We start from the raw sequence: 22,269 nt of genomic DNA on the forward strand, positions 1-22,269 counted from the left end.
ATTGTTCTGGAAATACTTTTCCCGCTTGAACGGGGAACCGAAAACCGGTTTGCTCCCTCTGAGCCACACATCCTTCCCCGACTGACGAGGTCGCCGTGAACAATTTTGACCCGGCTTCGGCCGGAATGCCCGAAATCGCCCGGCGCGCGGCCGAGGCGAAGGCGCGGTTGCAGCGTGTCTCGGCGACCGCCACGAGTGCCGACGGGGCCGTCACGGTCACCGTCAACACCGCCGGTGCGCTGCAGGAACTCACCTTCGGCCCGCGTGCCGACGAGCTGCCGCGGACCCGCCTGGCCCAGGCTGTCCTGGCCACCGCGCGCCGGGCGCAGGTCGACGCGGCGCAGCAGCTGACCGGCATCATGGCGCCGGTCGTCGGCGAAGGCAGCGAGGCGATGGAATTCCTGCGGGAACAGATTCCGGCGCCCGAAGTCCCCGCCGAAGAAGTACGCCGGAAACCGCCGTCCGACGACGACTTCGGCAGCCCGATCCTGCGCCGGGGGCTCTGATGGCGGTGCAGGCCCTGAAGGTCGACTTCGACGTCCTCGGCGGCCACGAGGACGAGATCCGCGAGATCGCCGCCAAGGTCCAGCAGGCGCTCGACGCCGCCGGCACCGCGCAGGCCCTCGACTTCGACGCGTTCGGCCTGGTCGGCCAGGTCTTCGCGCTGCCCATCCAGGCGTGGGTCGACACCGCCGACAGCTTCCTCGCCGCGGCGGTCGAGGCCGGCCACGAGGTCGCGGACCGGGTGAAGACCGCGCACACGGCGTTCCGCGAGCACGAGCACACGACGAAGTGCCTGATCGAAGGCATCGGCAAGGAGCTGCCCGCATGACCGAGAACGCGCTGGTCGCGACGGCCGAGCCGGCAGGTGGCTTCTGGAGCGGCATGGGCGACGGCTCGAAGGGCGAGCTGGACAACCTCAACGCGCAGACGGGCGGCGCCGGCATCTTCAGCGACGCCGCGTCGACGCTCACCGACGCCCGCAACGGCGACTGGGGCAACTTCGCCATGGACGTCGGCACGGACGCCCTCGACCTGCTCGGCGCGGCGATGGACCCGCTCGGGACACTGGCGAGCGCGGGGGTCGGCTGGCTGATCGAGCACATCAGCTTCCTCAAGGACGGCCTCGACAAGCTCGCCGGCAAGCCCGAAGCCATCACCGCCAAGGCCGTGACCTGGACGAACATCGCGAAGCAGCTCACCGAGACGGCCGAGAGCTACGAGCAGCAGGCGCGCGAGGTCGGCCGGTCGTTCAGCGACTGCGGGTCGGCGGAGGCGTACCAGCGGACGGCCGAGAGCTACGTCGGCGTCCTGCGCGGCGCGGCTTCGCACGCCCAAGGCGCGTCGACGGCGATGAACGTCGGCGCGGCCCTGGTCGGCACCGAGCGCGGGCTGATCCGCGACATGATCTCGTCGTTCGTGGGCGAGCTGATCGTCAAGGCACTGGCCGCGCTGGCGGCGTCGTGGTGCACGTTCGGCGGGACGATCGCGGCGTTCATCGCGGACACGGTGATCGAGGGCGGGGTGCTGGCGGAGAAGATCAGCACGCGTATCGCGAAGATCGTCGAGAAGCTGGAAGCCCTGGCCAAGGGCGCGGGCAAGTCGAAGGCGGCCCTCGAAGGCGCGGCGAACGCCCTGAAGAAGGCGGGCAAGGCGGCCGACCGGATCGTGGACCGCAGCGTCGAGACGGCGGCGGGCATCGAGCGCCGGGCGAACGAGCTGAAGCAGGCGGGCCGCGAGGCGAAGTCGGCCGAGGAGACGGCCGAAGGCTGGAAGGACGCCTGGCGGGAGAAGGTCCCCGGCGGCGAGAAGCTGGAGGGCCCGGGCAAGGCGTACTCCGAAGACGGCCGCAGCGTGCTCAAGCCGGCCGCGTGGCAGCAGGCCGGCGGCTACCCGGGGTGGAAGCCCGCGGACACGGTCGGCGTGGTGACCGAAGGCCGCCGCCAGGAGAACGAGCAGTTCGACCGGTACCACGAGGCCCGGGAGGCGTACGAGAAGGAGCACCCCGAATGATCGAGCGGGCCGAGGTGGAGCTGGCCAACCGCACCGGCCGGCTCCACCCGTCGCAGCGCGGCAAGCTGCTCGACTTCAACTTCTGGACCGCAGCGGTGCTGGTGATCGCCGGGCTGGTGCTCGCCGCGATCGCGGTCGCCGACGGTGCGGCGGCCGCCGCACTCCCGATCCTCGCGGTCACCGCCTGGTTCGCGTTCGTCTGCGGGCGGCGGCTGGCGGAGGTCGGCAGCGGGCGGCTGGTCGTGGTCACCGGCTGGACCCACGACTTCGGGAAGGTGCACGGCAGGCGGCCCGAGCGCGGGCAGTACCCGATCTACCTGTACACCGTCATGGAACGGATGTGGTTCACCTACCTGGTGGTCCAGGACCACAGCTTCCGCCTCGACGACCGCAAACTCCGCGCGCGGATCCAGGCGGAGCGGACCAACGCCGTCTACCTGACCCCGCGCACGAAGACGCTGATCAACGTCCTCCCGGCCTAGACCGCCTTCGTGAGGGCGTCGAACTCGGCGTCGGTCAGCTCGATGTCCGCGGCGGCGACGTTGTCCTCGAGGTGCGCGACCGAGGACGTCCCCGGGATCGGCAGCACGACCGGCGACCGCTTGAGCAGCCACGCCAGCGCGAGCTGCGACGGCGTCGCGTCGTGCTCCTTCGCCAGCGTGGTCAGCGGGCTGTCCGGACCGGCCAGTGCCCCGGTGGCCAGCGGGAACCAGGGGATGAACGCGACGCCGTGCTCGGTGGCGTGCGCCAGCAGGGGCTCGGCGTCGCGGTTGGCCAGGTTGAACAGGTTCTGCACGGAGACGATCTCCGCGGTCTGCTGTGCCTCGACGAGCTGGTCGACGTCGACCTCGGACAGGCCGATGTGCCGGATCTTGCCCTCGTCCTGCAGCTTCTTCAGCTCCCCGACCTGCTCGGCCACCGGCACCTTCGGGTCGATCCGGTGCAGCTGCAGCAGGTCGATCCGGTCGACGCCGAGGTGACGCAGGCTCAGTTCGACCTGCTGGCGCAGGTACTCGGGCCGGCCGACCGGGGTCCACTGGCCAGGGCCCTGGCGGGTGAACCCGGCCTTGGTCGCGATGACCAGGTCGTCGGCGTACGGGTGCAGCGCCTTCTTGATCAGCAGGTCGGCGACGAACGGGCCGTAGGCGTCGGCGGTGTCGATCAGGTTCACGCCCAGCTCGACCGCCCGCCGCAGCACGCGGACGGCCTCGTCGGGGTCCTTCGGGTCGCCCCAGACGCCCGGCCCGGTGAGCTGCATCGCGCCGTACCCGAGGCGGGTGACCGGGAGGTCGCCGCCGATGGTGAAGGTGCCGGAGTTCTTCGCGCTCATTGCTTCGTCCTAACGTCGTCCGCGGGTCCCCCTGGTGCCAACCCGGCGGACCCGCGGACGATTCCCGGCTAGGAGTTGCGCGGGAAGCCGAGGTTCACCCCGGCGTGCGAGGTGTCCGGCCACCGCGAGGTGACCACCTTCGTCCGGGTGAAGAAGTGGAACCCCTCCGGCCCGTAGGCGTGGCTGTCGCCGAACAGCGAGTCCTTCCAGCCGCCGAACGAGTAGTAGCCGACCGGGACCGGGATCGGGACGTTGACCCCGACCATGCCCACCTCGACCTCGTTCTGGAACCGCCGCGCGGCCGCGCCGTCGCCGGTGAAGATGGCCGTGCCGTTGCCGTACGGGTTGGCGTTGATCAGCTCCAGCGCCTCGTCGTAGGAAGCCGTGCGCGCCACCGACAGCACCGGGCCGAAGATCTCGTCCGTGTAGATCGACATCGCCGGGCGGACGTGGTCGAACAGCGTCGGGCCGAGCCAGAAGCCGTCGCCGGGCACCTCGATCCCGCGGCCGTCGACCACCAGGGAGGCGCCCGAAGACACCCCGGCGTCCACATAGGACGAGACGCGGGCGTGGTGCGCCGCCGTCACCAGCGGGCCCATCTCCGACGACGGGTCGCGGCCGTCGCCGACGCGCAGCCGGCCCATCCGCTCGGCGATCTTCGCCACCAGCGCGTCGCCGACCGGGTCGACGGCCACGACCACGGACACCGCCATGCACCGCTCCCCCGCCGAGCCGAACCCGGCCGACACCGCCGCGTCCGCGGCCAGGTCGAGGTCGGCGTCCGGCAGCACCACCATGTGGTTCTTCGCCCCGCCGAGCGCCTGCACGCGCTTGCCGTGCCGGGTCCCGGTCTCGTAGACGTACCGCGCGATCGGCGTCGACCCGACGAACGAGATCGCCTTGACGTCGGCGTGTTCGAGGAGCCCGTCCACGGCCACCTTGTCGCCGTGCAGCACGTTCAGCGCGCCGGCGGGCAGCCCGGCCTCGGCGAACAGCTCCGCGATGAACACCGCCGCCGACGGGTCCTTCTCACTCGGCTTCAACACGACGGTGTTTCCGCAGGCCAGCGCGTTGGGCACGAACCACAGCGGCACCATGGCCGGGAAGTTGAACGGCGAGATCACGCCGACCACGCCGAGCGGCTGGGCGATCGAATAGACGTCGACGCCGGTCGAGGCGTTCTCGCTGAACCCGCCCTTGAGCAGCTGGGCGGCGCCGCAGGCGAACTCGACGTTCTCGATCGCGCGGGCGATCTCGCCCGCCGCGTCGGACTCGACCTTCCCGTGCTCGCTCGTGATGATCTTCGCCAGCTCGTGCTTGCGGGCGGACAGCAGCTCGCGGAAGGCGAACAGCACGCGCGTCCGGCCGGCCAGCGACGTCCCGCGCCAGCCGGGCAACGCCGCCTTGGCCGCGGCGACGGCGGCTTCGACCTCGGCGTCACCGGCGAAGTCGACGTGCGCCCTGACCTGCCCGGTGGCCGGGTCGAACACCTCGCCGGTCCGCGCGGCGGTCCCGCCGAACGGCTTGCCGTCGATCCAGTGGCTGATGCGGTCGGTCACGGCAGGCACTCCTCGCACTCGGCAACATCCCGTCACGAGTCTCCGGGCGGGCGCCACGCCAGGCCATCGGCAACGTGTACGGACTCGCCACCGCGGCCGTACAGTCTGTCCCCTGCCGCTGATCACACTCCGAGGAGCCATGTACCCGACCGTCGCCGAGGTCCTCGCGCTGCCGGTGCTGCGCCAGGGCCGCCCGCACGTCGTCGCCGGCGCCGCCGGGCTGGACGCGCCGGTGCGCTGGGCGCACGTCGCCGAGGTCGCCGACATCGCGCACCTGCTGCGCGGTGGTGAGCTGGTGCTGACCACCGGCGTCGCCCTGCCGGACGACGGCCCGGCGCTGGCCCGGTACGTCGCCGACCTGGCCGGGGTCGGCGCGGCCGGCGTCGTGGTCGAGCTGGTCCGGCACTGGAGCGACAAGCTGCCCGCCGCGCTGGTCGACGCGGCCGAGGAGCACGGGCTGCCCTTGGTGACGCTCTCGCGGGAGACGCGGTTCGTGAGCGTCACCGAAGCGGTGAACGGCCAGATCGTCGACGCCCAGGTCGCCGAGCTGCGCGCCGCCGAGCGCGTGCACGAGACGTTCACCGCCCTGACGGTCGCGGGTGCCGAACCCGGCGTCGTCCTGGGCGAGGTCGCCCGGCTCACCGAGCAGCCGGTGGTGCTGGAGACGCTGTCGCACGAGGTCCTCGCCTACGACGCGGCCGGCACCGACCCGGCCGAGCTGCTCACCGGCTGGCCGTCCCGGTCGCGGGTGGTCCAGGTCGGCGAGCGGACCGGCTACCACCCGGGTTCGGGCTGGCTGGTGACCGTGGTCGGCGCGCGCGGGCACGACTGGGGGCGGCTGATCCTCGTCTGCGCCGACCAGCCGCCGCACCGCCACCGGGTGGTCGCCGAGCGGGCCGCGTCCGCGCTGGCCGTGCACCGGCTGGTCGCCAAGGATTCCGACGGTCTCGAACGCCAGGCCCACCGCGCGGTGCTCGCCGAGCTGCTCGCCTCGCCCGCGCCGACGGCGGAGCTGCTGGCCCGCGCGTCGGCGCTGGCCGTGCCGCTGCCCGGGCGGCAGCTGGTCGGGCTGGCCGTGCGGCCGCGGCTGACCGGCACCGGACGCCCCGCGCTGTCGACCCCACCGGTGCTGCGCGAGCTGGCCGAGGCGACGGTGCTGGCGGCCCGGCGCGCGAAAGTGTCGGCACTGGTGGCGACGGACGACCTCGGCGTGCGGGCGCTGATCGCGCTGTCCCCGGAGGCGAACGCCGACGCGGTGCTGCACCGGCTCGCCACCGACGTCCACGAGGCCCGCGGCAGCGCGCCGGGCGTGCTCGCGGTCGGCACGACGGTGGCGTCTCCGGCCGAAGCCCGCCGGACGTTGCTGGAGGCGAGCCAGGTCGCGGCGGCGGCACTGGGCGCGGGCGCGGAGCGGGTGGTGCACCGGTTGTCCGACGTCCGCCTGCGCGGCCTGCTGCACCTGCTCTCCGGCGACGAGCGCGTGACGGCGTTCGCTTTCCGCGAGCTGGGCCCGCTGCTGCAGCGCGACGCGGCATCGGGCAGCCGGCTCGTCCAGGCGTTGCGGCACTACTGCGAGCAGGGCGGCAACAAGTCGGCGGCGGCCGCGGCGGCGCACACGTCCCGGACGGCCTACTACCAGCAGCTCGCCCGGATCGAGCAGGTCCTCGGTGTCCGGCTGGAGGACCCGGAGTCGATGTTGTCGCTGTATGTGGCGCTGCTGGCGTGGGACCTCACCCGGCCGAGCGAAGAAGACTCACCCGGACGTGCCGTGCAGTGATCGGCTGCGGACGGCCGATGACACCGATATGGCCCTAATCCCCTTCGCAGCCTGTTTGATGAGCCTCGGCTGTCTCGCGCCGGCACACCCGCCGGCCTCGGCGCTGCAGCTGACCACCCACGACACCGCCGGCCGGATCGGCGCGGTGGCCCTGACGTGCGACCCGGCGGGTGGCACGCACCCGAAGCGCGACAAGGCGTGCGCGGTGCTGTCGGCGGCCGGGGGTGACTTCTCGCGGATCACCGCGCGGCACCAGGCGTGCACGCTGATCTACGCCCCGGTGGACGTGACGGCGACCGGGACCTGGCGCGGCAAGCCGGTGTCGTTCCGCACGACGTACGCCAACCGGTGCGAGGCCGATCGCGATTCGGACGAGGTCTTCGCGTTCTGAACGCGCGGAAGCCGCCGGGCCGCCCCCACGACGGCCCGGTGGCTCCCGCGTAACTCTTAACCACGCGCTGCTCGCCGGTCCGGTTCAGCGGCACGGCGTGACGGGGCCGAACGTCACATCGCGCGCCGCCGAGCGGCCGAGGTTCCAGGCCGGCCAGCCGTCCGGGGTGTCGTCACGGAGCACCTGCCGCAGCACGCACGAGCGCAGCGGTTCCGCCAGGCGCGCCGAGACGACCGGGACCACGTCGGCGGAGAAGCCGGCCAAGTAGCGGTCGTCCAGTGGCTTGCCGGCCGCCGCGCGGTCGAGGTTGGCCTCGGCGATGAGCCGTTCCGGGTCGAGCACGGCGAGCACGAGCAGCGCCGCCGCGGCCGTGCCGATCGCCGCGCGCGGCAGCCACGCCGGCCGCAGCCGGACCAGCGCGGCCAGCACCAGCACGAACACCGCCCCGAACCACAGTTCGCAGACCTCGACCAGCAGCCGCAGCACGGTGAAGCCGTACGCCTGCTGGTATGTCCACATGCGACTCAACGCCGAGCCGACGAGCACCAGGCTCAGTGCGCTGAGCGTCCCGAGCAGCACGCGCTGCCGGAGCCGGTCGCCCTTCGTCGCGTCCGGTGCCCACCGCAGTGCGGCGGCCACGATGGCCAGGGTCAGCACGGTGACGGCGCACAGCTGCCAGAACCCGCCGCGGGCGTACTCCGCCGACGTCAGGTTGCCGGTGCGCAGGACGTATTCGGTGCCGCCGAACAGCACGACCAGCCGGACCCCGACGAAGGCCCCGAAGAGCAGCACGAGGACGCCGAGCGGGACCGTCCACTCCAGACCGTACTTGGTCCGGTGTGGACGGACAGCCGAAGCCCGCGGCTCGGGCGCGGCGAGGAAGTAGCACGCCCCGGCGGCAACCAGGGTGACGACGGCGAAGACGACGCACCACCGCACCAGCGTCGCAACGCTGAGATCGGGAAGCACGGCGTTGACAACGGCGGCGAAGGCGGCATCGGCACTGGCCAGCAGCGGCACGAAGACCCCGACGAGCGCGGCGGCGGCGAGCACGGCGAGCGCGATCCGCCGGGCCACCCCGTCCCGCCGGCCGGCGAACTGCCCGGCCCCGCGCGCGACCCACGGAACGGCCCGGAAGGCCTCGATCGGAACGGCGAACATGTCGTAGAGGACGGAGTGCACGGTCCGTTCCCCGACGACGGAGAGCGACCCGGCAACAACGGCGGCGACGACGCAGAGGGTGAACAGCCACCCCGACGCCCGCACGAACCCGACGGCGAGCAGCGCGAGCGCGAGCCCGGCCCAGGCGCCATTCCGCCAGGTGAGGGCACTGGAGCCCTCTTCCCGCGACCGCCGATCAGCCACGACGACAGCGGCGACGACGGCCAGCCCGGAGAGCAGCCACCCGATCCCAGGCCGGTCGACGGGCAGCAGAAGGGCTCCGGCAGCACCCGCCAGCCCGGAGGCGGGCAGAACGGCGGAGGCCATCGGGACAACGACGAACTTCGGCGGCGGCACCGGCCGCAGGAGAACGGGCGGAGCAGCCACGGCAACCCCACCGGCGCCGATCGGCGCACCATCGGCCACCCCACCAGCCGCGGCCGGTGTGCCGGCCCCAGCCGCCCCGCCAACGCCGACCGGCGCACTACCGGCCCCCGCCCCCCGCACCGCCCGCTTCCCCCGCGGCACCTTCCCCGGCTCCCCGACCCCACCCACACTGCTCTTCGGCATCTCAGCCCACTTTCCGTTCACGTTTGCGAATACCGGCGGCCCGAAACGCCATGAAAGAGTCGTTCACAACGTCTGGCGTCATGAACGACTCGTTCATGACATCGCCGCCGGGCCCCTCCGACGAGCAGGAACTAAGCCGGCAACGTCACCCGGATCCGGCTCCCCGTCCCCGGCGACGGGTCCACCACCCCGATCGTCCCGCCGTGCAGCTCCACCGCCCACCGCGCGATCGCCAACCCCAGCCCCGTCCCCCCGCCGGACGGCCGCTCGCCGCGGGTGAACCGCTCGAACACCCGCTCGCGGTCCGCCGGCGCGATCCCCGGGCCCTCGTCGCACACGTCGATGCGCACCTCCCCCGGCCGCACCTGCGCCACCACCCGCACCTGGCCGCCCGCCGGGCCGTGCCGGGCCGCGTTCTCCAGCAGGTTGGCCACCACCTGGAACAGCCGCCCGCGGTCCGCCGTCACCACCGCTCCCTCCGGTGACACCGACACCTCGAACGTCACCCCGCGGCCCGCGAACGCCGCCTCCCCGACCACCTCCGACAACAGCGACCACAGCGAAAACGACGTCAGGTGGAGCGAAGACGCACCCGCGTCCAGCCGCGACAGGTCGAGCAGCTCGTCCACCAGCGTCGCCAGGCGCTCGGTCTGCTGCAGCGCCGTCTTCAACGTCGCGGGATCGGGGTCTTCGACGCCGTCGACGAGGTTCTCCAGCACGCCGTTCAACGCCGTGATCGGCGTGCGAAGCTCGTGGGACACGTTCGCGATCAGCTCGCGGCGCTGGCGGTCCGCGTCGCCCAGGTCGCCCGCCATCTGGTTGAACGCCTGGGCCAGCACCCCGACCTCGTCCCGCGTGGTCGCCCGGATCCGCCGCGTGTAGTCGCCCTTCGCCATGGCCCGCGCCGCCGCCGTCATCTCGCGCAGCGGCCGCGTCATGCCGTGGGCCAGCACCTGGGACAACACCAGCGCGAGCAGGATCGCGGTGAGCGTCGTCTTCGGCGGCAGCCAGCCGATCTGCCAGTTGAAGAAGCCGAACGCGATGCCGCCGGAGGCGACCATCAGGATCGCCAGCTTCAGCTTGATCGACCGGATGCGGTCGAGGGGCCGCGGGATGAAGTTCACGCTCCCGCCTCCAGCGCGTAGCCGACGCCGTGCACGGTCCGGATCAGGTCCGCGCCGAGCTTCCGCCGCAGCGCCTTGATGTGGCTGTCCACCGCCCGCGTCCCCGCGGACGTGCCGTGGACGTCCCAGTCCCACACCTCCGACAGCAGCCGTTCCCGCGGCTGCACCACCCGCGGCCGCCGCGCGAAGTGCACCAGCAGGTCGAACTCGATCGGCGTCAGCTGCGCCGCCACCCCGGCCCGGGCGACGCGCCGCTGGTCGACGTCGATCTCGAGGTCGCCGAGCACGATCCGCGCACCCGAAGGACCGGCGGACGACCGGTCCACCCGCCGCAGCAGCGCGTGCACCCGCGCGGTCAGCACCCGCATCGAGAACGGCTTCGTGAGGTAGTCGTCGGCGCCGACCCCCAGGCCGACCAGCATGTCCGTCTCGTCGGCCCGCGCGGTCAGCATCAGCACCGGCACCGGACGCCGCCCCTGGATCCGGCGGCACACCTCCAGGCCGTCGAACCCCGGCAGCATCACGTCGAGCACCACCAGGTCCGGCTCGGAAGCCGCATCGGCCTCGACGGCGGCCGGGCCGTCGTGGACGACGTCCACCGCGAACCCCTCGGCCCGCAGCCGGGCCGCGATCGACGCGGCGATCGTGACGTCGTCCTCGACGACGAGCACGCGCCGCCCTCCCAGTTCCATGGCCACGACCCTAAGCACCCCCGGTGGAGACGGTTCGCGTGAAGTGTGAAGATCCTGTGGAGACGTTTCACCCGCTTTGCCGGTTCGTAACGGCCGCAGGTGTGACGCAGGTCATGCATTACGGAGGCCGTTCGCGCAATCGACAGACTGCACTCCTGATCAGCGAAGAGTGAACAGACTGCCGTTGCCCCGGCGATGACCAGGCGCGCAGGATTCCGCAATGGCGCCGACACCCGCAGACCAGCGCGTGCACGACGACGGCCGGGTCGAGCTCGACCCCGCCGACGTCCGGTCTCTCGAAGGCAGCCGGTTCTTCAACGAGGAACTGGCCCCCGTCCCAGTCGAAAAACGGACCTGGACCACCTACAACTACTTCGCGCTCTGGATGGGGATGGCCCACAACATCCCCAGTTACGCCCTGGCCGCGTCGCTCATCGCGCTCGGCATGAACTGGGTGCAGGCGCTGATCACCATCACCATCGGCAACATCGTCGTGCTCGCGCCGATGCTGCTCAACAGCCACGCCGGCACCAAGTACGGCATCCCGTTCCCGGTCTTCGCCCGCGCGTTCTACGGCCTGCGCGGCGCCAACCTGGCCGCCCTGCTGCGCGCGTTCATCGCGTGCGGCTGGTTCGGCATCCAGACCTGGGTCGGCGGCGAGGCCATCTACGTCATCCTCGGCCGGCTGCTCGGCTCGTGGTGGCGTGACTCCGCCGTCGTCGCCGGGCAGCACTGGACGCTCTGGCTGTCGTTCGTGGTCTTCTGGATCGGCCAGATGCTCATCATCTGGCGCGGCATGGAGGCGGTCCGCCGGTTCGAGAACTGGACGGCGCCGCTGGTGTCGGTCGGCTTCCTGATCATGCTCGGGTACGTGCTGGTGAAGGCGGGCGGCTTCGGCCCCATCCTGTCCGAACCCGGTCAGCTCGGCTGGGGCCCGGACTTCTGGAAGGTGTTCGCGCCGGCGCTGATGGCGATGATCGCGTTCTGGTCGACGCTGTCGCTGAACATGCCGGACTTCACCCGCTTCGGCGGCAGCCAGCGCAAGCAGGTCCGCGGCCAGATCCTCGGCCTGCCGACGACCATGACGTTCATCGCGATCGTGGCCATCCTGACCACCTCGGGCGGCAAGCTGCTCTACGGCGAAGAGCTGTGGGACCCCTCGAAGCTCGCGGACAAGTTCGCCAGCCCGATCGTGGTCGTCGTGGCCCTGATCGCGCTGGTGCTGGCGACGATCTCGGCGAACCTCGCGGCCAACGTCGTCAGCCCGTCCTACGACTTCTCGAACGCGTTCCCGAAGAAGATCACCTTCGCCGTCGGCGGCGGGATCACCGGCGTCATCGGCATCCTCATCCAGCCGTGGCGGCTGTACTCCGACCCGAACATCTACATCTTCGCCTGGCTCGGCTTTTACGGCGGCCTGCTCGGCGCGGTTGCCGGGGTGCTCGTCGCCGGGTACTGGGTCATCAACCGCACGAAGCTGCGACTGAAGGACCTCTACACACCCGATGGGGTGTATTGGTTCACCGGCGGCTGGAACTGGCGCGCACTGGTCGCCACGCTGGTGGGAGCCCTGCTGGCCGTCGGCGGTGCCTATGGCGGGCCGTTCCCCGCGGACGGGCTGATCCCGTTCCTCAAGCCGCTTTACGACTACAACTGGGTGGTCGGCCTGGTCGGCGCGTTCGTCGTCTTCGCCGCCCTCTCCATGCCCCTGTCCACAACGAAGGAGGAAATCAGTGAGCGTGGTTCGAGCCGGCCTGATCCAGCAGCGGTGGACGGGTGACAAGGAGTCCATGATCAAGGCGGCGGTCGACCACATCGGCACCGCCGCTTCCCAGGGCGCCCAGGTCGTCTGCCTGCAGGAGCTGTTCTACGGGCCGTACTTCTGCCAGGTGCAGGACGCCGACTACTACTCCTACACCGAGGCCATCCCGGACGGGCCCACCACGAAGCTCATGCAGGAGGTGGCCGAGCGCCACGGCGTCGTGCTGATCGTGCCGATGTACGAGGTCGAGCAGCCCGGCGTCTACTACAACACCGCCGCGGTGATCGACGCCGACGGCACCTACCTCGGCAAGTACCGGAAGAACCACATCCCGCAGGTCAAGGGCTTCTGGGAGAAGTTCTACTTCCGGCCCGGCAACCTCGGCTACCCGGTGTTCGACACGGCTGTCGGCCGCATCGGCGTCTACATCTGCTACGAGCGGCACTTCCCCGAGGGCTGGCGCGCGCTCGGCCTGGCCGGGGCGAAGATCGTGTTCAACCCGTCGGCGACCAGCCGCAGCCTGTCGCAGTACCTGTGGCAGCTGGAGCAGCCGGCGGCCGCGGTGGCGAACGAGTACTTCGTCGGCGCGATCAACCGGGTCGGCGTGGAACCGCTGGGCGACAACGACTTCTACGGCCAGACGTACTTCGTCGACCCGCGCGGCCAGCTCGTCGGCGACGCCGCGTCCGACACCGAGGACGAGGTGGTGGTGCGCGACCTCGACCTCTCGCTGCTCGAGGAAGTCCGGAACACCTGGGCGTTCTACCGCGACCGCCGCCCGGACACCTACGGCCCCCTCGCGGAGGCCTGATGACCACGCTCATCCAGGGCGGCCAGGTCGTTTCGCCGTCGGGCGCGCTCCTGGCGGACGTCCTCGTCGACGGCGAGACCATCGCCGCCGTCGGGGCGCCGGGAACGCTGTCCGGCGACGAGACGATCGACGCCACCGGGAAGTACGTGCTGCCCGGCGGCATCGACGCCCACACGCACATGGAGATGCCGTTCGGCGGCACCCACTCGGTCGACACGTTCTCGACCGGGACGACGGCGGCGGCGTGGGGCGGGACGACCACGATCATCGACTTCGCCGTGCAGGCCAAGGGCACGTCACTGCTGTCCACACTGGACAAGTGGCACGCCAAGGCCGACGGCAACTGCGCGATCGACTACGGCTTCCACATGATCATCAGCGACGTCAACGACCAGTCGCTGAAGGAGATGGAAGCCTGCATCGACGGCGGCGTCGGCAGCTTCAAGATGTTCATGGCCTACCCGGGGGTGTTCTACTCCACGGACGGGGAAATCCTGCTGGCCATGCAGAAAGCGCGCGAAACCGGCGCCACGATCATGATGCACGCCGAAAACGGCATCGCGATCGACCAGCTGGCCGCGCAGGCGTTCGAGGCCGGGCACATCGATCCCGTGCAGCACGGGCTGACCCGGCCGCCGGAACTCGAAGGTGAGGCGACGTCGCGGGCGATCCAGCTCGCGAAGGTGACCGGCTCCCCGCTGTACATCGTGCACCTGTCGGCGTCGCAGGCGCTGGCGGCGGTCGCGGAAGCACGCAACGACGGCCAGAACGTCTTCGCCGAGACGTGCCCGCAGTACCTGTACCTGTCCATCGAAGACCTGGCCAAGCCGGACTTCGAGGGCGCGAAGTACGTGGCTTCGCCGCCATTGCGGGAGAAGTCGCACCAGGCCGACCTGTGGCGCGGGCTGCGGACCAACGACCTGTCCGTGGTGTCCACCGACCACTGCCCCTTCTGCTTCAAGGACCAGAAGGAAATGGGCCGCGGCGACTTCCGGGCCATCCCCAACGGGATGCCGGGCGTCGAGCACCGGATGGACTTGCTGCACCAGGGCGTCGTCGCGGGTCAGCTGTCCCTCGGGCGGTGGGTCGAGACGTGCTCGGCGACGCCGGCGCGGATGTTCGGGCTGTACCCGAAGAAGGGCGTCATCGCGGCGGGCTCGGACGCGGACATCGTCATCTACGACCCTTCGGCCACACAGACGTTGTCGGCCGAGACGCACCACATGAACGTGGACTACTCGGCCTACGAGGGTCTGGAGATCACGGGCCGGGTGCACACCGTGCTGTCGCGCGGGCGTGTCGTCGTCTCGCCGGACGGGTTCACCGGGTCGACGTCGCACGGGAAGTTTCTGTCCCGCTCGCTGAACCAGTACCTGAACTGAGGGAGTCATGGACTTCGGGATCGTGCTGCAGACCGACCCGCCCGCGCGGGACGTCGTGCGGCTCATGAAGGACGCGGAGGACGCCGGGTTCCGGTACGGGTGGACGTTCGACTCCTGCGTGCTGTGGCAGGAGCCGTTCGTCATCTACTCGGCGATCCTGGCGGCGACGTCGTCGCTGGTCGTCGGGCCGATGGTGACCAGCCCGGGGACGCGGGACTGGTCGGTGATGGCGTCGACGTTCGCCACGCTCAACGACATGTACGGCAACCGGACCGTCTGCGGCATCGGCCGCGGCGACTCGGCGCACCGAGTGGTCGGGAAGGCGCCGTCCACCCTGGCGACCGTCCGCGACTGCATGCGCGTGGTCAAGGACCTCGCCGAGGGCCGCTCGGTGACCATGAACGAGAAGACCGTGCGGATCCCGTGGATCTCGAACGGGCAGCTCGAAATGTGGATGGCCGGGTACGGGCCCAAGGCACTGCAGACGGTCGGCGAGCACGCCGACGGCTTCATCCTGCAGTGCGCGGACCCGGCGATCGCCCGCTGGACGATCGGCGCGGTCCGCGACGCGGCCCGGGCGGCCGGGCGCGACCCGGCGGGCATCACGATCTGCGTCGCGGCGCCGGCGTACGTCGGCGAAGACCTGCCGCACCAGCGCGAACAGCTGCGCTGGTTCGGCGGGATGGTCGGCAACCACGTCGCGGACCTGGTGGCGCGGTACGGCTCGTCGGGGGCGGTGCCGCGGGAGCTGACCGACTACATCCGCGAGCGGGAGGGTTACGACTACAGCCACCACGGCAAGGCGGGCAACCCGTCGACGGAGTTCGTCCCGGACGAGATCGTCGACCGGTTCTGCCTGCTGGGGCCGGCCGCTTCCCACGTCGAACGGCTGCAGGAGCTGGCGGAGCTGGGCGTCGACCAGTTCTCGCTGTACCTGATGCACGACGACCGCGAGGCGACACTGGCGGCCTACGGGTCGCAGATCATCCCGAAGCTCACCGCGTAGGGCCCGCCCCACCCCGGTTCCGGGGGCGCGCACCAGCGCGCCCCCGGTCCTGGTGCCGGGAGGATCGGGCGATGAACCTTCGCGTTGCGCTGGCCCTGGGGACGGCCACTCTAGCGGTGGGCGCCCTCGCCCCCGCGGCCGCGGCGAGCCCCGCCAGGATTGTCTGGGAAGCCTCCTGCACGGCCGGCTACGAATGCGGCCACCTCGACGTCCCGCTGTCCTATCAGGACCCGGCCCTCGGCACGGTCCGGCTGGCCGTGGCCCGCCTCCCCGCCACCGACCAGGCCGGCAAGCTCGGCACGATCTTCTACAACCCGGGCGGCCCCGGCTCGTCCGGCCGGTTCGCGCCGGCGCTGACACCCGCTTTGCACGCCCGCTACGACATCGTGGGATTCGACCCGCGCGGCGTCGGGGCGAGCTCGAAGATCCACTGCTTCACCGATCCGTCCCAGCTCGAAGTGCTGCAACGGGCGCTGGGCACGTTCCCGCTGACCCGCGAGGCCGAGCGGCAGCAGATCGCGGACACGCGCACGGTCACCGACCTCTGCGAGCGGAACGCCGGCCCCCTGGCCGGCCACCTTTCGACGGGAACGATCGCCCGCGACCTGGACCGGCTGCGCGCGGCGTTCGGCGAGCCGAAGCTGCGCTACTACGGCAAGTCGTACGGCACGTACCTCGGCGAGACGTACGCGAACCTGTTCCCCGGCCGGGTGGGTTCGCTGGCTCTCGACGCGGTGGACGACCCGGTCCGCTGGTCGACCGGTCCCGGCCCGATGAGCTACCGCCTGGCGGGCTTCGCCGACGCCCCACGGGCTCTTCAGTCCTTCATGGACGCCTGCGGCACGCGCTGCACCTTCGACTACTCCGCGATCCTCGACCGGCTCGAACAGGGCCCGATCACCGTGACGGACACGACCGGCCGTCAGGTCGTCGTCAGCTACCAGGGCGCGTTCGCCCGGATCCACGGCTCCCTGACCGACGCCCAAGCGGCGCCTTCGCTCGCGGCCTTCCTCCAGGCACTGGCCGACCCGGTGGCGAGCCGCGCTCCCGCCGTCCAGGGCGGCCCGCCGGACGTCGACTCCCTGCTGGGCGGCGGCGCCACCCTCTGCTCGGACGCGGCCAACCCGCGGGACCCGGCAGTCTGGTGGGACTACGCCCGGCGCGCGGACCGGACCGGGCGCGGCTTCGGGCCGTACGACGTCTACAAGACGCTGCCGTGCGCGACCTGGGAGGTGACCGACCCGGGCCGGTACGCCGGGCCGTGGAACCGCCCGACGGCACCGATCCTGCTGCTGGCCAACCGCCAGGGCGACCTCGAAACGCCGTACGCCGGCGCCCAGCGCACGGAACGGCTGCTGGGCAACGCGCGCCTGCTGAGCCTGGACGCGTACGGCCACGGCGCCCGCGGCAAGAGCGCCTGCGTCGACGCGTGGCTGGACCGCTATTTCACCACCGGTGCGGTGCCGGCCCCCGGCACGCTCTGCGCCCCGGACCGCGGCCCCTTCGGCTGAACGGCGACGGCCGTCATGCGCGCTCGGCGGTCACCTCCCGGAGGTACCGCATCGCCGCTTCCGGGTTGCCGAGCCAGTCCTCGTAGTCGGCCGGGTTCTCGAAGAGGTGCGCGAACCGGTGCGCCACCGCGGGCACGCGCTGGGCGGTGTCCAAGGTGGCCAGTACGTGCTCAGGTGGCGGGGCCAGGAGGTCGTTGTTGAAGCGCGTCGCGTGGCGGGCGTGGTGCCAGTACCGCGCGAAGGCGTCGTGCATGAACTCCTCGTCGAACGGCCGGTCGGCGCGGTCGACGATGGCCTCCTGGTAGGCGCGGGCCGCCCGGGCGGCCATGTTGGCTCCCTGGCCGCCGACCGGGTCGTTGGTCACCGCGGCGTCGCCCATCGCGAGCACCTTCGTCCCGGACGGCAGGGTGCCCACCGGGTGGCGCACCACCGGCGTGATCCGGCCGTGCAGCAGCTCGGTCGGCGCCACCGGTTGCGCGTCGTCGAGCAGCGTGGCCTGCCACGGGTAGTGCGCGCGCAGCAGCTTCCGCGCCGTCTCGTGGTGCTGCTCGACGTCGGCGACCTCGTCCCAGACGTCCATCGGGCCGCCGGGCACGCCGAAGAACCCGATGCCGTGCACCGGCCCGTGCACCGAGAGCACGGGCAGCAGGAAGCACTCGCCGACGGGCGCCATGCCGAACGTCAGGCCCGGCACGGCGTCCAGCGTCCCGGTGACGTACAGGATCCCGATCGCGCGCTGCGGTTCGCGGTACGGCGAACGCTCGTCGTCGCGCGGGAAGAGCGCGTCGAACTGCGACCCGCGGCCGGCCGCCACGATGAGCAGCTCGAACTCGCGGGCGCACTCGTCGAGCTCGGCCGGGGCGACCCGGCGGATCCGCAGGTCACCGCCGAGGCGTTCGAACTCGGCCAGCCAGTCCGACACCTTCACGCGCTGGTCGACCGACTGCGCCGGCCGGTCGAGCCCCACCCGCCACGCCATCGACGGCTCGCTGCCGTCGCCCGCGGCGGCGAAGGCGACTTCGCGGACCGGCGGCGCTTCGGCGTCCCAGAAGTTGATGCCGAGTTCGCGTTCGCGCTGCAGGGCCGGGGCGAACAGGCACTGGTTGGAGATCAGCCGCCCGGCCCGCACCTCCCCGGCGGGCCGCTCGGCGAACACCGTGACGTCGTAACCCCGTTGCCGCAACCCGATGGCGAGGACCAATCCCGCCTGCCCCGCTCCGACGATCCCGATCCGCCGCATGGCCGCCCTCCCCGGAAACCCTTTACCGCCAACGTACTCGGCGCACGGGGTGGAAGGCCTGCCCGATCGGGCCGAATCAACCTCCCCCGGCGTCGCGACGCAGCCGGAAGCCGGCGAAGCTGACGAGCAGCAGCACCGCACCCGCGATGAGCACGAGCAGGGCACCGCCCACGGCACCCCCGGTCAGGTCCCAGACGGCTTCCGGGACGGCGATGCTCACGGCGGCGACCCCCGCGACGAGCAGCACCCAGCTCCGTTCCCACCGCAGCAGCGCGAGACACCCGGCCCCCAGGACGAACGTGAGCAGGTAGGCCGCCGGCTCGGCGCGCTCGTCGCCGAGGAGGTGCTGGAAACCGGCGACCGCGAGCGCCAGGCCCGCGACCAGCCCGGTCTCCCGGTGCGGCAGCACCCGCCCGAAGGCGAGCCCGGCGACGAGCAGTCCCCCGCCGGCAACGGCGAGCCCCGCGTTCAGCGCGGTGATGCCGACGGTGGCATCGAGGGTGAAGAGAAGCGTCGCGGCCAGGAACCCGGCCGAGGCGAGCACCCCGGGCACGGACGGAACGAGCACGTACCCCACGACGGCAACCACCAGCCCGGCCCCGCAGGCGACGGCCCCGGCCCCGGCCCGATCGCTCAACGCCACCCCAACGGTGGCGGCCACGGCCCCGGCACCGAGCGCCAGCAAGGTCCCCGAAACCCGCCCGCGCACCGCCGACCGGCGGCCCAGCCCCCCACTGGCCCCACCCCCGGCGGCAAGCAGCACGACGGCCGCGGCCCCGGTGACGAAGATCCGGGCGAACTCACCCCACCGCCCCCACGACGTGGCCACGAGCAGAACGGCCCCGACGAGGACCAGCCCACCCCCGAGATAGCCGGCCACTTCCGCCCACGGAACCCGCCCCCGCCGCGGCTCACGAGCTCGCAGAGCCCGCTCGACGGCCTCGGCCTGCTCCGGCGACAGCACGGCATCCCCGACGAGCCGATCGAGAACTTCCCGCACGGACGGCTCACGCTTCATGCCGGAATTGTCCGTCCGACTTCCGCTCGGCGACAGGGCCACAGGACCTCACCGGAAAGTGTCACGCTCACCTCGAAGGCGGCGCACTCACAGCCGGGGGAAGAATTTGCGTTCGAGCCGAGCTCCGCGTTCTTTCTTGACCGCTGCCGGGAATTCCCCGGCAGCGGTAACACACGGAACGACCCTGCCGATCTAGACGGCAGGTTCCACGGCCAAGCCGGGACGATCATCGACCGCATCTCTCTCGACCGCATCATTTCGCACAGAACGGTACCGGCATGGACATCGCGGAGCGCGCACAAGCACTTGCCTTGAAGATCCGCAAGCACAAGGAAGGCATCGAAACCGAAGAGGCGACCAAGAACGCCTTCGTGATGCCCTTCATCAGCACCGTTCTCGGTTACGACGTGTTCAACCCGGCCGAAGTCATCCCCGAGTTCACCGCCGACGTCGGCACCAAGCGCGGCGAAAAGATCGATTACGCGATCGTACACAACGGCCAGGTTCAGGTTCTCGTCGAAGCCAAGAAGATCAACGATCCGCTCCGCATCGAACACGCTTCCCAGCTCTTCCGTTACTTCGCCGTCACGAACGCCCGGATCGCCGTTCTCACGAACGGCCAAGTGTACGAGTTCTACACCGACCTCGACGCGCCGAACCGGATGGACGCCAAGCCGTTCCTCATGCTGGACTTCGCCGACATCGACGACACCCTCCTGCCCGAGCTGGCCAAACTCACGAAGGAATCCTTCGACCTCGACTCGGTGATCAGCGCCGCGGGCGAGCTGAAGTACATCGGGCAGCTGAAGCGGATCCTCGCGGCTCAGTTCAAGGAACCCGAGGACGAATGGGTCAAGTTCCTGACCACCCGGGTGTACGAGGGGGCGTTCACCCAGAAGGTCCGCGAGCAGTTCGGCCCCTTGGTGGCCAAGGCGACCCGGCAGTTCCTGAACGAGCAGGTCAACGACCGTCTGAAGAACGCTCTCGGCGGCCCCGACTCCTACGTGAGCGTGTCCAGCGGCAGCACTGTCCAGCAGGAACAGCCGGAGCCGGCGCCGGTTGCCGAAGCCGGTCCGCCGGAGGACGGTGAACGGGTCGTCACGACCGAGGAAGAGCTTGAGGGCTACCGGATCGTGCGCGCCATCGTCTGCGCCGAAGTGCCGGCTTCCCGGGTCGCCGCCCGGGACACGCAGACGTACTTCGGTGTCCTCTTGGACGACAACAACCGGAAGCCGATCGCGCGCCTGTGGTTCAACCGGTCGAAGAAGTACCTCGGTGTGTTCGACGAGAACAAGGTCGAGACCCGGCTGCCGATCACCACGGTCGAGGACATCTACCAGTACGCGGACCACCTGCGGACGACCGTGGCGAGGTACCTCTCCTCCGGGCGCGCGCAGGTGCCCGAGCCGGCTCAGTCCACCGGCGCCTGGTAGACCGGGGCTGCCCTGCTCAGCGGCGCACCTGGTAGCGCAGGTGCAGCACGCGGTTGCCCTGGATCACCGCGTCGGGGTCCGCCAGCAGGTGCTGTGCGTCGACCGTGCCGAAGTAGCGCTTGCCTGCTCCGAACACGACGGGGACGACGTCCATGCGTACCTCGTCGACCAGGCCCGCGGCGAGGACCTGGCCGCCGACGTCGCCCGCGGCTACCTCGACCGTGCGGTCGCCCGCGAACTGCTGGGCCTTGGCCACCGCTGCCTCGATGCCGTCGGCGAAGTGGAACGGGGCCGCGGGGTTCCAGCCCTCGGGGGCCGGTCGGTGGGTCACGACGACCACGTGGTCGATCCCGCCCGGTGGCGTCCCGTCCCAGCCGTCCGTCAGGTCGAAGACGTGGCGGCCGACGATCGTTGCGCCGATTCCGTCCCAGTACCGGCGGGTGTAGTCGTGGGACGTCTGCGACACCTTCAGTGCGCCGCTCTCGTCCAGCGGCACCGTGCCGCTCGTCAACCAGTCGAACAGCGGGCCGGGCTGGTCCTTCTCGTCCGCGATGAAGCCGTCCACCGACACCGAGCTGTACATGACGACCTTGCCCACGGGACCTCTCCTCTGTTGGGGGTGCCCGGAAATTAGCGTCTCGGGAGCCGTCGGTCTTGTAAGAAATCAATCGGCCGGCAGGGGCCAGCCGTCGAACGGGTGTCCGGGGTGTTCGCGCAGGAAGCGCCGCCGGACTTCGATGTACCGCGTCGGCGTGAGCCCGGTGAACGCCCGGAACTCGTGGCCGAAGTGGGCCTGGTCGAAGTAGCCCGCGCCGCCGGCGAGGCCGCCCCAGTCGATCGGGGCGGTGGGGTCGATCGAGAACACGGTGGCGGCGAAGCGGTAGGTGCGGGCCAGCCGCTTCGGCGTGACGCCGACCAGCTCCTTGAACCGCTGCGCCAGCTGCGTGCTGCTGACCCCGGCCGCCGTGCTCAGGTCGCCGATCGCCGCCGCTCCGCGGGTCGCCGCGATGACGCTGCTCACGTGGCGGACCAGTGCCAGGCCGGTGGTCTCGCGCAATCGTCGCCTCAGTTCGTCTTCCAGGAGCGTCAGCATCCTGCGCGGGTCGTCCGCCGTGGCCAGCCGGTCGCGCAGCTCGGCGACGGCGGCCCTGCCCCACACCTGTTCCAGGGTCACCGGCCGGTCGCGCAGCTCGGCCGCGGGCATCGGCAGGAACGACGCCGGCCCCCACGGCTTGAAGTGCACGCCGACGGACCGGGTCGGCCGCGGGTAGCCGAACTCGTACGCGCGGGTGGGCGTGGTGATCACGCAGCCGTCGGCGTACTCGGCCGTCTCGAGGTCGGTGCCGGCGCGGATGCGGAACGGCGCCCCGAGGTTGACGACGAGCAACGCCGACGGCGCCGGCGGCAACGTCAGCCGGGCGTACGGCGGCGCGCCCTCGAGGTAGTAGAGGTCGTCGATCAGCTCGTCCAGCGGCGGCCGCGGCACTCT

Annotated in this window: 21 protein-coding genes; 12 read left to right on the plus strand and 9 right to left on the minus strand. The window is 71.3% G+C overall.

Annotation, left to right across the window (positions count from 1 at the left end):
- The first annotated feature begins 95 nt into the window (after positions 1–95).
- From BLW76_RS35950 to BLW76_RS35965, 4 genes are read left to right on the plus strand one after another with little or no spacing between them, the layout of a single operon-like run.
- Complete coding sequence (locus BLW76_RS35950; RefSeq protein ID WP_091316025.1) at positions 96–506, plus strand: YbaB/EbfC family nucleoid-associated protein; 411 nt, start codon at positions 96–98, stop codon at positions 504–506.
- Positions 506–832 (plus strand): type VII secretion target, encoded by a 327-nt coding sequence (locus BLW76_RS35955; protein ID WP_091316027.1) that lies wholly within the window; start codon positions 506–508, stop codon positions 830–832. The genes BLW76_RS35950 and BLW76_RS35955 overlap by 1 nt, the downstream gene beginning before the upstream one ends.
- Positions 829–2,013, plus strand: a complete 1,185-nt coding sequence (locus BLW76_RS35960) for a hypothetical protein (protein WP_091316029.1) — start codon at positions 829–831, stop codon at positions 2,011–2,013. The genes BLW76_RS35955 and BLW76_RS35960 overlap by 4 nt, the downstream gene beginning before the upstream one ends.
- Positions 2,010–2,495, plus strand: coding sequence for a hypothetical protein (locus tag BLW76_RS35965; protein ID WP_091316031.1), 486 nt, complete (start codon positions 2,010–2,012; stop codon positions 2,493–2,495). Before BLW76_RS35960 ends, BLW76_RS35965 begins: the two co-directional genes overlap by 4 nt.
- Here BLW76_RS35965 and BLW76_RS35970 read toward each other — a convergent pair.
- Positions 2,492–3,343 carry an aldo/keto reductase gene (locus BLW76_RS35970; protein ID WP_091316033.1) on the minus strand — a complete coding sequence of 284 codons (852 nt, stop codon included), beginning with the start codon at positions 3,341–3,343 and terminating at the stop codon, positions 2,492–2,494. The genes BLW76_RS35965 and BLW76_RS35970 overlap by 4 nt on opposite strands.
- A 68-nt stretch (positions 3,344–3,411) precedes the next feature.
- Positions 3,412–4,902 carry a CoA-acylating methylmalonate-semialdehyde dehydrogenase gene (locus BLW76_RS35975; protein WP_167384858.1) on the minus strand — a complete coding sequence of 497 codons (1,491 nt, stop codon included), beginning with the start codon at positions 4,900–4,902 and terminating at the stop codon, positions 3,412–3,414.
- Positions 4,903–5,041: 139 nt separating this feature from the next.
- On the opposite strand from BLW76_RS35975, the gene BLW76_RS35980 reads away from it, so the two are divergent.
- Both BLW76_RS35980 and BLW76_RS35985 read left to right on the plus strand, forming a co-directional pair.
- On the plus strand, positions 5,042–6,679 hold the full coding sequence (locus tag BLW76_RS35980) for a PucR family transcriptional regulator (protein ID WP_091316039.1): 1,638 nt from the start codon (positions 5,042–5,044) through the stop codon (positions 6,677–6,679).
- 58 nt (positions 6,680–6,737) lie between these two features.
- Complete coding sequence (locus BLW76_RS35985) at positions 6,738–7,070, plus strand: SSI family serine proteinase inhibitor (protein ID WP_167384859.1); 333 nt, start codon at positions 6,738–6,740, stop codon at positions 7,068–7,070.
- Between the two features lie 84 nt (positions 7,071–7,154).
- On the opposite strand, the gene BLW76_RS35990 is transcribed toward BLW76_RS35985, so the two are convergent.
- The 3 genes from BLW76_RS35990 to BLW76_RS36000 all read right to left on the minus strand — a co-directional run bounded on the left by BLW76_RS35990 (position 7,155) and on the right by BLW76_RS36000 (position 10,617).
- Complete coding sequence (locus tag BLW76_RS35990; protein ID WP_091316043.1) at positions 7,155–8,801, minus strand: DUF4153 domain-containing protein; 1,647 nt, start codon at positions 8,799–8,801, stop codon at positions 7,155–7,157.
- A 131-nt stretch (positions 8,802–8,932) separates the two neighbouring features.
- A complete protein-coding gene (locus BLW76_RS35995) occupies positions 8,933–9,925 on the minus strand; it encodes a HAMP domain-containing sensor histidine kinase (RefSeq protein WP_091316045.1) in 993 nt (330 codons plus the stop codon).
- Positions 9,922–10,617, minus strand: a complete 696-nt coding sequence (locus tag BLW76_RS36000) for a response regulator transcription factor (protein WP_208613462.1) — start codon at positions 10,615–10,617, stop codon at positions 9,922–9,924. Before BLW76_RS36000 ends, BLW76_RS35995 begins: the two co-directional genes overlap by 4 nt.
- A 220-nt stretch (positions 10,618–10,837) precedes the next feature.
- Here BLW76_RS36000 and BLW76_RS36005 point away from each other — a divergent pair, with 220 nt between their 5' ends.
- The 5 genes from BLW76_RS36005 (at position 10,838) to BLW76_RS36025 (ending at position 17,089) form a co-directional block, all read left to right on the plus strand.
- Entirely contained in the window at positions 10,838–12,397 is a 1,560-nt protein-coding gene (locus tag BLW76_RS36005; protein ID WP_091316050.1) for an NCS1 family nucleobase:cation symporter-1, read from the plus strand.
- A 10-nt stretch (positions 12,398–12,407) separates the two neighbouring features.
- Positions 12,408–13,190 carry a nitrilase-related carbon-nitrogen hydrolase gene (locus tag BLW76_RS36010; protein WP_244170712.1) on the plus strand — a complete coding sequence of 261 codons (783 nt, stop codon included), beginning with the start codon at positions 12,408–12,410 and terminating at the stop codon, positions 13,188–13,190.
- A complete protein-coding gene (gene hydA / locus BLW76_RS36015; protein WP_091316054.1) occupies positions 13,190–14,572 on the plus strand; it encodes a dihydropyrimidinase in 1,383 nt (460 codons plus the stop codon). Before BLW76_RS36010 ends, hydA begins: the two co-directional genes overlap by 1 nt.
- Before the next feature lie 7 nt (positions 14,573–14,579).
- Positions 14,580–15,578: a TIGR03842 family LLM class F420-dependent oxidoreductase gene (locus tag BLW76_RS36020; RefSeq protein ID WP_091316056.1), complete on the plus strand. Its 999-nt coding sequence runs from the start codon at positions 14,580–14,582 to the stop codon at positions 15,576–15,578.
- Between the two features lie 71 nt (positions 15,579–15,649).
- The gene (locus BLW76_RS36025; protein ID WP_091316058.1) at positions 15,650–17,089 is read left to right on the plus strand and encodes an alpha/beta hydrolase; all 1,440 of its coding nucleotides are present in this window, start codon (positions 15,650–15,652) and stop codon (positions 17,087–17,089) included.
- 13 nt (positions 17,090–17,102) lie between these two features.
- Here BLW76_RS36025 and BLW76_RS36030 read toward each other — a convergent pair whose 3' ends face one another.
- Together BLW76_RS36030 and BLW76_RS36035 are read right to left on the minus strand one after the other, a co-directional pair.
- A complete protein-coding gene (locus BLW76_RS36030) occupies positions 17,103–18,329 on the minus strand; it encodes a styrene monooxygenase/indole monooxygenase family protein (RefSeq protein WP_091316061.1) in 1,227 nt (408 codons plus the stop codon).
- 76 nt (positions 18,330–18,405) lie between these two features.
- The gene (locus BLW76_RS36035) at positions 18,406–19,347 is read right to left on the minus strand and encodes a hypothetical protein (protein WP_091316064.1); all 942 of its coding nucleotides are present in this window, start codon (positions 19,345–19,347) and stop codon (positions 18,406–18,408) included.
- Positions 19,348–19,625: 278 nt separating this feature from the next.
- On the opposite strand from BLW76_RS36035, the gene BLW76_RS36040 reads away from it, so the two are divergent.
- Positions 19,626–20,780 carry a type I restriction endonuclease gene (locus BLW76_RS36040; RefSeq protein ID WP_091316067.1) on the plus strand — a complete coding sequence of 385 codons (1,155 nt, stop codon included), beginning with the start codon at positions 19,626–19,628 and terminating at the stop codon, positions 20,778–20,780.
- A 16-nt stretch (positions 20,781–20,796) separates the two neighbouring features.
- On the opposite strand, the gene BLW76_RS36045 is transcribed toward BLW76_RS36040, so the two are convergent.
- Together BLW76_RS36045 and BLW76_RS36050 are read right to left on the minus strand one after the other, a co-directional pair.
- A complete protein-coding gene (locus tag BLW76_RS36045; RefSeq protein ID WP_091316069.1) occupies positions 20,797–21,378 on the minus strand; it encodes a dihydrofolate reductase family protein in 582 nt (193 codons plus the stop codon).
- A gap of 66 nt (positions 21,379–21,444) precedes the next feature.
- Positions 21,445–22,266: an AraC family transcriptional regulator gene (locus tag BLW76_RS36050; RefSeq protein ID WP_208613606.1), complete on the minus strand. Its 822-nt coding sequence runs from the start codon at positions 22,264–22,266 to the stop codon at positions 21,445–21,447.
- Positions 22,267–22,269 lie beyond the last annotated feature (3 nt).

The organism is Amycolatopsis tolypomycina (assembly GCF_900105945.1).
GTDB classification, from domain to species: domain Bacteria; phylum Actinomycetota; class Actinomycetes; order Mycobacteriales; family Pseudonocardiaceae; genus Amycolatopsis; species Amycolatopsis tolypomycina.